This window comes from Citrobacter sp. Cpo109 (assembly GCF_030332565.1).
Classification (GTDB): Bacteria; Pseudomonadota; Gammaproteobacteria; order Enterobacterales; family Enterobacteriaceae; genus Citrobacter; species Citrobacter portucalensis.
The window spans coordinates 95609-109002 of the sequence record NZ_JAOWHQ010000051.1; the positions used below are offsets into that span (position 1 = coordinate 95609).

At 51.7% G+C, this 13394-nt stretch carries 10 protein-coding genes; 6 read left to right on the plus strand and 4 right to left on the minus strand.

What is annotated here, in order from left to right; translation table 11 throughout:
* Window positions 1-81: 81 nt before the first annotated feature.
* The 3 genes from OGY71_RS07025 to OGY71_RS07035 all read left to right on the plus strand — a co-directional run bounded on the left by OGY71_RS07025 (window position 82) and on the right by OGY71_RS07035 (window position 3037).
* The gene (locus OGY71_RS07025; RefSeq protein WP_003835166.1) at window positions 82-1623 is read left to right on the plus strand and encodes a peptide MFS transporter; all 1542 of its coding nucleotides are present in this window, start codon (window positions 82-84) and stop codon (window positions 1621-1623) included.
* Between the two features lie 63 nt (window positions 1624-1686).
* The gene (locus OGY71_RS07030; RefSeq protein WP_286613059.1) at window positions 1687-2769 is read left to right on the plus strand and encodes a Gfo/Idh/MocA family oxidoreductase; all 1083 of its coding nucleotides are present in this window, start codon (window positions 1687-1689) and stop codon (window positions 2767-2769) included.
* A gap of 52 nt (window positions 2770-2821) precedes the next feature.
* Entirely contained in the window at window positions 2822-3037 is a 216-nt protein-coding gene (locus tag OGY71_RS07035; protein WP_003835160.1) for a zinc ribbon domain-containing protein, read from the plus strand.
* Here OGY71_RS07035 and xseA read toward each other — a convergent pair.
* Entirely contained in the window at window positions 3034-4407 is a 1374-nt protein-coding gene (gene xseA / locus OGY71_RS07040; protein ID WP_286613033.1) for an exodeoxyribonuclease VII large subunit, read from the minus strand. The two genes, OGY71_RS07035 and xseA, sit on opposite strands and share 4 nt — an antisense overlap.
* Before the next feature lie 160 nt (window positions 4408-4567).
* Between xseA and guaB the strand changes: the two genes are divergently transcribed.
* Together guaB and guaA are read left to right on the plus strand one after the other, a co-directional pair.
* Window positions 4568-6034, plus strand: coding sequence for an IMP dehydrogenase (guaB, locus tag OGY71_RS07045; RefSeq protein ID WP_003037756.1), 1467 nt, complete (start codon window positions 4568-4570; stop codon window positions 6032-6034).
* A 63-nt stretch (window positions 6035-6097) separates the two neighbouring features.
* Complete coding sequence (guaA, locus tag OGY71_RS07050) at window positions 6098-7675, plus strand: glutamine-hydrolyzing GMP synthase (protein ID WP_003835152.1); 1578 nt, start codon at window positions 6098-6100, stop codon at window positions 7673-7675.
* Window positions 7676-7809: 134 nt separating this feature from the next.
* Here guaA and mscS read toward each other — a convergent pair whose 3' ends face one another.
* Together mscS and OGY71_RS07060 are read right to left on the minus strand one after the other, a co-directional pair.
* A complete protein-coding gene (gene mscS / locus OGY71_RS07055; protein ID WP_257661761.1) occupies window positions 7810-8688 on the minus strand; it encodes a small-conductance mechanosensitive channel MscS in 879 nt (292 codons plus the stop codon).
* 358 nt (window positions 8689-9046) lie between these two features.
* The gene (locus OGY71_RS07060) at window positions 9047-9250 is read right to left on the minus strand and encodes a YfgG family protein (protein ID WP_071692595.1); all 204 of its coding nucleotides are present in this window, start codon (window positions 9248-9250) and stop codon (window positions 9047-9049) included.
* A gap of 350 nt (window positions 9251-9600) precedes the next feature.
* Here OGY71_RS07060 and OGY71_RS07065 point away from each other — a divergent pair, with 350 nt between their 5' ends.
* Entirely contained in the window at window positions 9601-11871 is a 2271-nt protein-coding gene (locus OGY71_RS07065; protein WP_003835123.1) for a bifunctional diguanylate cyclase/phosphodiesterase, read from the plus strand.
* Here the strand turns inward: OGY71_RS07065 and ppx are convergent.
* Window positions 11851-13392 (minus strand): exopolyphosphatase, encoded by a 1542-nt coding sequence (gene ppx, locus OGY71_RS07070; RefSeq protein ID WP_218667249.1) that lies wholly within the window; start codon window positions 13390-13392, stop codon window positions 11851-11853. The two genes, OGY71_RS07065 and ppx, sit on opposite strands and share 21 nt — an antisense overlap.
* Window positions 13393-13394: the final 2 nt, after the last annotated feature.

Genomic DNA, 13394 nt, shown 5'->3' on the forward strand with positions numbered 1-13394 from the left:
GTAAAAAATCGGTCAGATACGTAACTGGCTGGCGTACATCGCGGTGTTTACACGCACGACGACATAACTTTCGGGAGAATTATGCAATCCTCTGTTAATCAAAAAGAAAGCCGAACTTTCTTCGGTCATCCTTATCCGCTCGGCTCGCTATTCTTCACAGAGATGTGGGAGCGTTTTTCGTTTTACGGCATTCGCCCGTTACTGATCCTGTTTATGGCTGCTACCGTTTATGACGGCGGCATGGGGCTGGCGCGTGAAAATGCCTCGGCGATTGTGGGTATCTTTGCCGGTACGATGTATCTCGCCGCGCTGCCTGGTGGCTGGCTGGCGGATAACTGGCTCGGCCAACAGAAAGCGGTGTGGTACGGTTCCATTTTGATTGCGCTCGGTCACTTGTCGATCGCGCTCTCGGCCATTATGGGGAACAACCTGTTCTTTATCGGCCTGATGTTTATCGTGCTCGGTTCCGGTCTGTTTAAGACCTGTATCTCAGTGATGGTTGGCACGCTGTATAAAAAAGGCGATGCGCGTCGCGACGGCGGTTTCTCGCTGTTCTATATGGGCATCAATATGGGGTCGTTTATCGCGCCGCTGATCTCCGGCTGGCTGATTAAATCCCACGGTTGGCACTGGGGCTTTGGCATCGGTGGTATCGGGATGCTGGTGGCGTTGATCATCTTCCGCGTGTTTGCCGTTCCATCGATGAAACGTTATGACAGCGAAGTGGGTCTGGACTCAACCTGGAACAGCCCGGTAGTGAAACGTAACGGTGTGGGCGCGTGGCTGCTGGCGCTGGCCGTCGGCGTAGCCGTTATCGTTACGCTGATTGCGCAGGGCGTGATTGTGATAAATCCGGTCGCGGTTGCCAGTATGCTGGTGTATGTGATTGCCGCCTCTGTCGCGCTCTATTTTATCTACCTGTTTGTCTTTGCTGGTCTGAATCGCAAAGAGCGCGCCAGACTGCTGGTCTGCTTTATCCTGCTGGTTTCCGCCGCGTTCTTCTGGTCTGCGTTTGAGCAGAAGCCAACCTCGTTCAACCTGTTCGCTAACGACTACACTAACCGTATGATCGGCGATTTTGAAATCCCGGCGGTCTGGTTCCAGTCGATAAACGCGCTGTTTATCATTCTGCTGGCACCAGTATTCAGCTGGGCGTGGCCGAAACTGGCGAGCATGAACATTCGTCCGAGCAGCATCACCAAGTTCGTTATCGGTATTCTCTGTGCCGCTGCAGGCTTTGGTCTGATGATGCTGGCAGCGCAAAACGTTCTCAGTAACGGTGGTGCAGGTGTTTCCCCATTCTGGCTGGTGGGTAGTATCCTGATGCTGACACTTGGTGAGCTGTGCCTGAGCCCGATCGGTCTGGCGACCATGACGCTGCTGGCCCCGGAAAGAATGCGCGGGCAGATGATGGGCCTGTGGTTCTGCGCCAGCGCGCTGGGTAACCTGGCCGCAGGTCTGATTGGTGGTCATGTGAAGGCCGACCAACTGGATATGCTGCCGGATCTCTTCGCTCGCTGCTCGATTGCATTGCTTATCTGCGCCGCGGTACTGATCGTCCTCATTGTGCCGATCCGTCGCATGCTGGAGAATACGCAAACTAAACCGGCTACTAGCGCCTGATAACACCTCGATTGTGCCGGGGCAGACGTGATGTCCCGGCCAATTCATTTACGAGGTGAGAACATGCTGTTAGGGTTTGTTGGGCTTGGCGCAGTCGTTGAAACGGCATACTTGCCCGCATTGCGTAAACTTTACGGTGATTCCCTGTGCTGTGTGGGATTTGACGTGCAACCCGCAAAACAGCCCGCTGGTGTGACACGCTGTGCATCGCTCGCTGAACTTCTTGCAACACCGCTTGATACCCTGTTTATCACCACCGCATCCCTGCATCATCTCGATGTGCTTGAACAGGCGCTGGCCGCTCCCATCGCACGAATCGTGGTTGAAAAACCGATTGTTGCCACGCTTTCCCAAATTGAAAAACTGAAAACGCTGCTGGAGCAACCCGACGCTGCCGACCGTGTGCTGGCGCTCGACCACTGGATGGCGCGCAATGGCGCAATGGAGCTGGCATTGGGAAAACTCGGTACGCAGTGGCAGGGCGATAACCCACAACAGGCACTTGTCTCTCACTTTTCAGACGTTGTTAAAATCGACGGTTTTTTGCAGGAGCCGAGCGGATTTAACGCTACAGGAGAGCCGATCGCGCTCAACTTTGCCACTGGCGAGCCAGATACGCGTGAGCTTCGCCACCCGGACGGTGTGATTCTGGACATTGGCGCACACGTACTGGCCATGCTGCGTGAAACGGTGCGTTACCTGGGTGGTAATGACAGCATGACCCTGCAGGTGAAGAGCGCTAAAGACCGTCTTGGACATAACATCATCCAGGGTGACCTGACCACGCCTGAAGGAGAGGCGCATCTGCAAGGGCTGATTAGCGGTGTACCGCTGGATATCTGGCTGAATAAATACGCGGGGCCCGCTGGCGGACAAAAAGGTCTGCGCCTTTATCTGCGTGATGGGCGTACCATCAGCTACGACCGACGGGGTGCCGACGATGTGCTCGAATTGATTGAGGGTGATGTTGTGCAACGCTGGTGTCTGCCAGGTACGATTTATGCCCATTGTCTGGCGGAACATATTCTGGGGGCGCAAAGTCTGTTTGAGCGCAGCCCGCAGGAGGTGAGTCGCACGACGCAGCGCAGGCTGGAGGAGGTCGAACGATTACTGATCCTACAGCAACAGTTGCGTGGTTCACACTAAGCGTATCATGGTAAAATTAGCGCAGAATTGAACGCCATTTAAAGGAGTCACCATGTCGATGACCTGCCCGGATTGTCACGCAGAACTGGAACCACAAAACGGTGTGGCACACTGTGAAAACTGTAAAAAAGATATTCCGTTAGAAGCGCGCTGTCCGGAGTGCCATCAGCCGCTCCAGGTGTTAAAAGCCTGTGGAGCGGTGGATTACTTCTGTCAGAATGGCCATGGTCTGATTTCGAAGAAACGTGTGGAGTTTGTGCCGGTTTAATCTGGCTTTTTCTTACGCGTTTTCTTTGCCGTCGTTACGCCTTTCACTTCGCTCTCTACCCAACCGTCTGACAGGCGGGTAGTGAGCACATCACCGGTTTTTACCTGTTTGGTCTGCTTCAGCACTCTGCCGTCGGTCGCGGTAGTGACGCTATAGCCGCGAGCGAGCGTCGAGAGAGGACTCACCGCTTCAAGATGCGTCACCACATTACCGAAGCGTTCTCGCTGTGCGCTTAAACGCGCGCGGATATTCTCTGCCAGACGGTACTCCAGTTGCTGAATACGGGTTTGCGCCCGATAAATTTGCGGCTGTGGGTTTTGCTGGCTCAGGCGTTGACTTACGCGCTGTTGGCGCTGATTGGCCTGCTTAATTTTATTCTCAAGAGCGAAATTCATCCGCTGGCGCAGTCGCTCCAGCACGGTCTGCTGACGGGCCAGACGCAGTTGCGGATGTTGCTGTTGCAAACGGTGATGAAGCTGGGTAAAGCGACGAGTACGGTTGGCGATGTAGTAGTCCATCGCCATCTCCAGACGCTGCTGGCCATGCTGAATTTGACGCAGCAGTTCCAGTTGATTGCGGCTGACAATTTCCGCCGCTGCTGATGGCGTAGGCGCCCGTAAATCTGCAATAAAATCGGCAATAGTGACATCTGTTTCGTGGCCGACGGCGCTTACCACCGGGATGCGGCTTGCAAAGATTGCCCGCGCTACGCGTTCGTCGTTAAAACTCCACAAATCTTCCAGAGAACCGCCGCCGCGCCCAACGATAAGCACATCGCACTCGCTCCGCGCGTTCGCCAGCTCAATGGCGCGAACGATCTGTCCTGGCGCATCGTCGCCCTGGACCGCGGTCGGGTAGATAATAACGGGCAGGGATGGGTCACGACGCTTCAGCACGTGGAGAATGTCGTGCAGCGCAGCCCCGGTTTTCGAGGTAATGACCCCAACGCAGTGAGCCGGAGAGGGTAGTGATTTTTTGAACTGCTGATCGAATAGCCCCTCAGCCTGCAGTTTGGCTTTGAGTTGCTCATATTTTTGCTGCAACAAGCCTTCACCAGCTGGCTGCATGCTCTCAACAATTATCTGGTAGTCGCCACGCGGTTCGTACAACGTAATGTTGGCGCGTACCAGGACCTGCTGACCGTGCTGTGGGCGGAACGTTACCCGCCGATTGCTGTTGCGAAACATCGCGCAGCGTACCTGGGCGGTGTCATCTTTGAGCGTGAAATACCAGTGACCGGAGGACGGCTGAGTGAAATTCGAGATTTCACCGCTGATCCAAACTTGTCCCATTTCCTGCTCAAGCAGCAAACGAACCGTCTGATTTAGGCGGCTTACGGTAAAAATTGAGGTGGTCTGAGAGGATAACATGTGAGCGGGATCAAATTCTAAATCAGCAAGTTATTCAGTCGAAAGTAACATGCTCACAGAGGAGCGCAAGGTTTTTTTGCAAAAAAGTGTGGATGCAATCGGTTACGCTCTGTATAATGCCGCGGCAATATTTAATAACCTCCCAGGTGAGATATTGCCCATGCTACGTATCGCAAAAGAAGCCCTGACGTTTGACGACGTCCTCCTCGTTCCCGCTCATTCTACCGTTCTGCCGAATACTGCTGACCTCAGCACCCAGTTGACGAAAACCATTCGCCTGAACATTCCTATGCTCTCCGCAGCAATGGACACCGTGACGGAAGCGCGCCTGGCAATTGCCCTGGCCCAGGAAGGCGGCATCGGTTTTATCCACAAAAACATGTCCATCGAGCGCCAGGCTGAAGAAGTTCGCCGCGTGAAGAAACACGAATCTGGCGTGGTAACTGACCCTCAGACCGTACTGCCAACCACTACTCTGCGCGAAGTGAAAGAACTGACCGAGCGTAACGGCTTTGCAGGCTACCCGGTGGTGACTGAAGATAACGAACTGGTCGGCATCATCACCGGCCGTGATGTGCGTTTTGTGACAGACCTGAACCAGCCGGTTAGCGTATATATGACGCCAAAAGAGCGTCTGGTGACCGTTCGTGAAGGCGAAGCGCGCGATGTCGTCTTTGCTAAAATGCACGAAAAACGCGTTGAGAAAGCGCTGGTTGTTGATGACAGCTTCCACCTGCTCGGCATGATCACCGTAAAAGATTTCCAGAAAGCAGAACGTAAACCTAACGCCTGTAAAGACGAGCATGGTCGTCTGCGCGTTGGTGCAGCGGTAGGTGCTGGCGCAGGTAACGAAGAGCGTGTTGACGCGCTGGTTGCCGCTGGCGTAGACGTTCTGCTGATTGACTCCTCTCACGGCCACTCTGAAGGCGTTCTGCAGCGTATCCGTGAAACTCGCGCTAAATATCCTGACCTGCAGATCATCGGCGGTAACGTTGCTACGGGCGCAGGTGCTCGCGCACTGGCTGAAGCCGGCTGCAGCGCTGTTAAAGTGGGTATCGGCCCTGGCTCCATCTGTACCACCCGTATCGTGACCGGCGTCGGTGTTCCGCAGATCACTGCCGTTTCTGATGCCGTTGAAGCGCTGGAAGGCACCGGTATTCCGGTTATCGCCGACGGCGGTATTCGTTTCTCCGGCGACATCGCTAAAGCGATTGCTGCTGGTGCTGCCGCAGTGATGGTTGGCTCCATGCTGGCGGGTACTGAAGAATCCCCGGGCGAAATCGAACTGTACCAGGGCCGTTCTTACAAATCTTACCGCGGTATGGGTTCTCTGGGCGCGATGTCCAAAGGGTCTTCTGACCGTTACTTCCAGAGCGATAACGCCGCTGACAAACTGGTCCCGGAAGGTATCGAAGGTCGCGTTGCCTATAAAGGTCGCCTGAAAGAGATCATTCACCAGCAGATGGGCGGCCTGCGCTCCTGTATGGGTCTGACCGGCTGTGGTACTATCGACGCGCTGCGAACGAAAGCAGAGTTTGTACGCATCAGCGGTGCGGGTATTCAGGAAAGTCACGTTCACGATGTGACCATCACCAAAGAGTCCCCTAACTACCGCATGGGCTCCTGATAAGTTTCCGCGCCCGGCTATATGCCGGGCGAATTTGTTTCACTTGCCTCGGAATTAGCGTCAATGACAGACAATATTCATAAACATCGCATTCTCATCCTCGATTTCGGCTCGCAGTACACTCAACTGGTTGCACGTCGCGTACGTGAACTGGGCGTCTACTGTGAACTGTGGGCATGGGATGTTACGGAAGCACAAATTCGCGAATTCAACCCAAGCGGTATCATTCTTTCCGGTGGTCCGGAAAGTACCACCGAAGAAAACAGCCCGCGTGCGCCGGAATACGTTTTCAATGCGGGCGTGCCGGTGTTCGGCGTGTGCTACGGCATGCAGACCATGGCAATGCAGCTCGGTGGTCATGTTGAAGGTTCTAACGAACGTGAATTCGGCTATGCGCAGGTTGAAGTTCAGACCGACAGCGCGCTTGTCCGCGGTATTGAAGACTCCCTGACCGCGGACGGCAAACCGTTGCTGGACGTGTGGATGAGCCACGGCGACAAAGTGACCGCCATTCCGGAAGGTTTCGTGACCGTTGCCAGCACCGACAGCTGCCCGTTCGCTATTATGGCGCACGAAGAAAAACGCTTCTACGGCGTGCAGTTCCACCCGGAAGTTACCCACACCCGTCAGGGTATGCGCATGCTGGAGCGTTTTGTGCGCGACATCTGCCAGTGTGAAGCGCTGTGGACGCCGGCAAAAATTATCGATGACGCCGTTGCCCGCATTCGTGAGCAGGTTGGCAATGATAAAGTTATCCTCGGCCTGTCCGGCGGCGTTGACTCCTCCGTCACCGCGATGCTGCTGCACCGTGCTATCGGCAAAAACCTGACCTGCGTGTTCGTTGACAACGGTCTGCTGCGTCTCAACGAAGCTCAGCAGGTGATGGATATGTTCGGCGACCACTTTGGCCTGAACATCATTCACGTGGAAGGCGAGCAGCGTTTCCTGGACGCGCTGAAAGGCGAGAACGACCCAGAAGCTAAACGTAAAATCATCGGCCGCGTATTCGTGGAAGTATTCGATGAAGAAGCGCTGAAGCTGGAAGACGTTAAGTGGCTGGCGCAGGGCACCATCTACCCGGACGTGATCGAATCCGCGGCATCTGCCACGGGTAAAGCGCACGTTATCAAATCTCACCACAACGTGGGCGGTTTGCCGAAAGAGATGAAGATGGGTCTGGTTGAGCCGCTGCGTGAGCTGTTCAAAGACGAAGTGCGTAAGATTGGTCTGGAGCTGGGCCTGCCGTACGACATGCTGTACCGTCACCCGTTCCCGGGACCGGGGCTGGGCGTACGTGTGCTTGGCGAAGTGAAGAAAGAGTACTGTGACCTGCTGCGTCGCGCGGATGCTATCTTCATTGAAGAGCTGCACAAAGCTGACCTGTACAACAAGGTAAGCCAGGCGTTCACCGTGTTCCTGCCGGTTCGTTCCGTTGGTGTGATGGGCGATGGCCGCAAGTACGACTGGGTTGTTTCCCTGCGTGCGGTAGAAACCATCGACTTTATGACCGCGCACTGGGCGCACCTGCCGTATGACTTCTTAGGCCGCGTCTCTAACCGCATTATCAACGAAGTGAACGGTATTTCCCGCGTGGTGTATGACATCAGCGGTAAGCCGCCAGCTACGATTGAGTGGGAATAATATCCCTTTCCGTTAGCGGTTTTTGAACCGGTAATATGTAAAAAACCCTCTGTTTACAGAGGGTTTTTTTATTGCACGCATTTCAGCAAATACTTCAGTAAATACTTCTGGCGTATGTTCTGTCGGATAGTACGCTAATCGACCAGTTGCAGCTGAGGCTGCTGCTGAGGTGCGACATTCTGAATACGCACATCCATCTGTGGATAGGGCAGGTCAATATGGTTGGCGTCCAGCGCCTCTTTAATGTTTTCCAGCAGATCGTAATAGGTGTTCCAGTACTCGATGTTGGGCACCCATACGCGCACGTAAAAATTCAACGCTGAAGCGCCCAGTTCGCCCAGGCGAACGGTTACCCCACGTTGCTTATCGATACGGCTGTCCTGCTCGATAATGTGATTAATAACTTGCTTAACCTCTGCAATCCGACTCTGATAACCCACGCCAATCACCAGATCGATACGGCGAAAAGGATGACGGGAATAGTTAATGATGTTGTCAGCGATGATCTTACCGTTTGGAATCACCACTTCTTTGCTGTCCGCGGTGAGCAGGGTGGTGGAGAAGATGTGCACCTTTTCTACTGTTCCGGTGACTGCACCAATCTGCACTACTTCCCCTGCGCGAAAAGGCCGCAGGGAAACCAACAGCACGCCAGCGGCAAAGTTGGAAAGCGATCCTTGTAGCGCGAGACCAATAGCCAGTCCGGCGGCGCCGATGACGGCAATAATGGAGGATGTTTCAATGCCGAGGCGACCCAACGCAGCGACGACGAAAAAAGCGAGGGTGATGTAACGTACCAGCGCGGTGAAGAACTGAATGATGGTTCTGTCGACTTTACGTTTAAGCAGTAACTTTTCCAGCCCACGAGAGAGCAGGCGAGCGATAAATTTACCGACAAACAGTAAGATAACGGCGGCAACGATATTCCAGCCGAATTGAATGACCGCATCACTGTGCCCGGCGACCCACTCAAGACCGCTTCTTATCTTTGGAAATAATAAAAAACCACTCATGGCATTACCCTGTAGTATTTAAAAATGATAACAATTCAAATAACTATTTAATTTTCATGCGAAATATAAATGCTTGCGTCAGTGATATTTGCTGGTGATATTAATTAGCGTTTATTTGAGCACTGTTTGTCTTTTTATGTCCGCTAAACCGGAACGTAAAAATCAGCGCGAATGGTGCGGCGAAGTGGGATGAAAAGATTGTGCATTTGTGCGAAAAATACGGCCGATTATCTGATAATTAAGCGAGAGAGGGGGGGTAAAGTTTCATCACTCAAATCCCTTACCGGATGGTTAAATGTCAGGCGATTAGCCATCCGGTAAGGAATCTTAATGCTGGGGGTATCACAGGCGCGAGCGATCAATGTACGTCGATTTGTGCAGAAGATGTCTGTTGCGGCTGAGTAGTCTGCTGAGATTCTTTTTTGTCCTGGTGGTGATGCCACGCACCAATGGCGGAGTAGACGAAGCGTCCGAAGAAGAAGAGAAAGCTGATAAGCAGTACGATCCGGATCATGCGACTGTTAAATCGGTGTCGTTTGCGTAGGCTGGTAACCTGGCTCACAAAAGGTTCCTTGTAGTGTACCCAACTGAGGGCGATACTCACATTAAGGCACACTGAGAGGAAATGGTCAATTCTTCCTTATGTAAAATTGCTTCAGTTGTTTTATCTTCTTATGTTATGGAAATTAATATTATTATTTGCATGAATAATGTATTAACGATAAAAAATAATGAAAAGAGTAATAATTGATGAATGAGGGGCATGTTTTTTGATATGTATCAAGCATCACACTTTGCTGACAACTAAAATCGATGAATCATTGTGATGTATTTTACTTTATCGTTTTAAAGTCAGGTGGGATGCCTGTCTGAATACCCCCTACAGGATGTGCGGGATTCTACTGAGCATCTATGAAACTCAATAAAAATTATATTGGTATTAGAGATAGATGGTGGGCATTACCTCTCATCTTACCTTCTTTGTTGTTGCCTATATTGAGCACTGCCACTACCTATGCCCATATTAGTACGGGGACAGTAATTCTTTTCTACCTGCCGTTAGCGCTGATGATTAGCCTGATGCTTTTTTTTGGCTGGGCGGCATTGCCAGGTATTATCATTTCCATTATCTGGTACAAATATCCGCAGGTCGGGTTATTTGAAACACTTTCAATAATTTCGCACTTTATAGTTACAATCGTGCTTAGCTGGGGAGGATATAAAGTATTTTCTCCCCGACGAAACAACGTTTCCCACGGCGACTCTCATCTGTTGTTTCAGCGTATGTTCTGGCAAGTCTTCTGCCCGGCTACGCTGTTTCTGATACTCTTTCAGTTTGCCGCATTTGTGGGTGTTTATGAAAGCAAATCTGGCATGGTGGGCGTTATGCCCTTCAATACAGGCACATTGATCAACTATCAGTCCATACTCGCAGGGAATCTTGTAGGTGTGCCGCTGTGTTATTTCATCATTCGAACAATTCGCAACCCCTTGCATCTGAGAGGCTATTTTTCTCAGTTAAAACAGCAGTTTGATACCAAAGTGACTAAAACAGAGTTTGCGGTCTGGTTGATTATATTGACTGTGTTAATGGCAATGTTGTGTATGCCGCTCAATGAACAAAGCTCAATATTCAGCACGAATTATACATTGTCACTGTTACTTCCCGTCATGCTGTGGGGGGCAATGCGTTACGGTTATAAATTTATTTCGTTGATATGGGCGGTCGTACTTATTACCGCAATTCATTATTATCAGCGCTATATGCCATGGTATTCGGGTTACGATACGCAGCTTGCCATTACCTCATCAAGTTATCTGGTTTTTTCCTTCATCGTGAATTTCATTGCTGTCCTGGCAACGCGTCAACGTTTTGTTACCCGGCGCAACCATCGCCTGGCCTTCTTTGACCCTATGGTGCATATTCCGAATTTGCGCGCTTTGAACCGGGATTTGAAAAACTCGCCATGGTCAGTGCTTTGCTTTTTGGGGGTTCCGGGCATGGAGCTGCTGGTGAAAAATTACGGCATTATGCTGCGTATCCAGTACAAGCAAAAACTGGCTCAGTGGATAACACCGTTGCTTGAACAGGATGAGCATGTCTATCAATTATCGGGTAATGATCTAATCCTGCGTTTTAACACTGAGCTACACCAGGAACGCATTGAAGCACTGGACAGGCATATCAAGCAGTTTCGTTTTGTCTGGGACGGTATGCCTTTGCAACCGCAGGTTGGGATCAGCTTTTGCTATGTCCGTTCTCCTGTTAACCATATCTATTTGTTGCTGGGAGAGTTAAGTACCATTGCCGAATTATCGCTGGCAACCAATTCACCAGAGAATTTGCAGCGGCGTGGTGTGATGCACCTGCAACGTGACCTGAAAGATAAAGTTGCGATGATGAACCGTATTCAGCAGGCGCTGGAGAACAATCGCTTTTTCCTGAAGGCGCAGCCGATTTTTGGTGTGCGTGGAGACGTTTATCACGAAATCCTGCTGCGGCTTGAGGGGGATGACGGTGAAACTATTGCCCCTGATAGCTTCTTGCCGGTAGCCCATGAGTTTGGTTTGTCCTCCCGTATCGATCTGTGGGTGATTGAAAATACGCTGAAATTTATGGCGCAGAATCGGGAAAAAATGCCCGCCCACCGGTTTGCTATCAACTTATCACCCACCTCAGTATGTCGCGCGCGACTTCCTAATGACATCAATCAGTTACTGAATAAGTACAAGGTTGAAGCATGGCAACTTATCTTTGAAGTGACGGAAAGCAATGCCTTGACCAATGCGGAACAGGCACAGGCAACGTTGCTGCAACTGCAATCACTGGGCTGTCAGATTGCGATTGATGATTTTGGTACTGGATATGCCAGCTATGCGCGGCTGAAAAATGTGAATGCCGATATCCTGAAAATTGACGGTAGCTTTATTCGCAATATTGTTTCGAACAGCCTCGACTACCAAATCGTGGCCTCTATTTGCCATCTGGCGCGGATGAAAAGAATGCTGGTGGTTGCGGAGTACGTCGAAAGCGAGGAAATACGCAGTGCGGTGATTTCGCTGGGGATTGATTACATGCAGGGGTATCTGATTGGTAAGCCACTGCCGTTGAATGAAACTCTGGAAAAGCAGGTGCCAGATGAACTGACACCTGCTGAGATCTTATGCGGCGATATCGGGTGAGCTCTCTTCTTCAATTTTGAGTCGCCAGCCTGTTACGGCTTCCCAGTATTGCTGCTCTTTCTCCAGATCGAGCAGCACCAGCGCATTTTGGCTAAACCAGTCATGCGGGAAGCGTAAGGTCCAGTGGCTGTCGTCGGTTATCAGGGTCAAAGTCGGCGGCGTGGTGGTCGCCTGACGCTGATTATTCAATAGCACGCCCAGGCGCAGCAGCTGAATTAACGGCAGAAACTGTTTCTTCTTAAACAGCGTAAAGCGGGGCAAGTCGTCGAGCTTAATCGCTTTGCGATGATAACGAACTAATGTTGCCATCATCAGCTGTTGTTCCTGATTGAAACCAGGTAGATCGCTGTTTTGTAAGATATACGCAGAGTGGCGATGCAGACCGCTGTGGTTGATGTTCAGCCCAACCTCATGCAGCATTGCTGCCCAACGCAGTAACGCTTCCAGTTGGGGATTGGCCAGCTTTGGCTGCTGCGTATACCACTGGTCGTACATTTGCATCGTCGTTTCCAGTACGCGCCGGGCCTGTTCGCTGTCAATGTTGTACTGGTTTGCCAGGCTGCTGGCGGTACGGCTACGAACGTCCTGGTGGCGAAAACGGCCTTCCATCTCGTACAGCACGCCTTCACGTAACGCACCATCAGAAAGGCGAAGTTCGCGAATAGCTAACGCGTCAAAAACGCCGCACAGAATCGCGAGTCCGGGTACAAACACTGCTTTTCTTTCTTCTGACAACCCCGGCAAGCTGAGCGCATCAAATGACGCGTGCTTCAGCACTTCAGATGTCAGCTTGTCCAGACGTTCGGGGGTGATAAAACCGTCTTTTTCACCCATCTCCAGCAGCACTTCATGGGCTGCTTTAATGGTGCCCGATGCGCCCAGCGCAACGTTCCAGCCCTGAATGCGAAACTGCCAGGTTAAGGTTTCGAGCTTTTGCGCAGCCGCCATGCGGGCACGCTGGAAATTTTCACGGTTAATTACACCGCCTGGGAAATACATCTGAGCAAAACTGACGCAGCCCATGCGGCGGCTTTCGACCAGTTTAGGCTCGAAATCCTCGCCGATCACTAATTCGGTTGAGCCGCCGCCGATATCGATAACCAGCTTGCGACCTTTTTCCGGCTGCGTATGTTCAACGCCCATAAAGATCAATCGGGCTTCTTCGTTGCCGGAAATAATCTCAATTGGGTAGGGGATGACTTTTTCCGCTCGCTTGAGAAAATCAGTCGCATTCAGTGCCTGACGCAAAGTATGGGTTCCCACGATACATACGCTTGATGGAGGAAACCCCTGCAAACGTTCGGCGAACAGTGATAAACAGCTTAGCCCGCGCTCCATGGCCTCTTCGCTCAGCTTGTTATCTTCGCCGAGACCATCCGCCAGATGTACGCGTTGTTTCAGTCGCCCAATAATTTGCATTGCGCCATCAACCACGCGGGCAATGACCATATGGAAACTGTTTGAACCAAGGTCGACCGCAGCAAATTCCTGCGGTCGTGGAGTCTTGTCGTGTATTGGCATAT

Coding starts and splice junctions, on each gene's coding strand:
- ppx (WP_218667249.1), bottom strand. CDS start 13,392: ATGCCAATACACGACAAGACTCCACGACCGCAGGAATTTGCTGCGGTC.
- mscS (WP_257661761.1), bottom strand. CDS start 8,688: ATGAGTGGTTTTTTATTATTTCCAAAGATAAGAAGCGGTCTTGAGTGG.
- guaA (WP_003835152.1), top strand. CDS start 6,098: ATGACAGACAATATTCATAAACATCGCATTCTCATCCTCGATTTCGGC.
- OGY71_RS07035 (WP_003835160.1), top strand. CDS start 2,822: ATGTCGATGACCTGCCCGGATTGTCACGCAGAACTGGAACCACAAAAC.
- guaB (WP_003037756.1), top strand. CDS start 4,568: ATGCTACGTATCGCAAAAGAAGCCCTGACGTTTGACGACGTCCTCCTC.
- OGY71_RS07030 (WP_286613059.1), top strand. CDS start 1,687: ATGCTGTTAGGGTTTGTTGGGCTTGGCGCAGTCGTTGAAACGGCATAC.
- xseA (WP_286613033.1), bottom strand. CDS start 4,407: ATGTTATCCTCTCAGACCACCTCAATTTTTACCGTAAGCCGCCTAAAT.
- OGY71_RS07025 (WP_003835166.1), top strand. CDS start 82: ATGCAATCCTCTGTTAATCAAAAAGAAAGCCGAACTTTCTTCGGTCAT.
- OGY71_RS07065 (WP_003835123.1), top strand. CDS start 9,601: ATGAAACTCAATAAAAATTATATTGGTATTAGAGATAGATGGTGGGCA.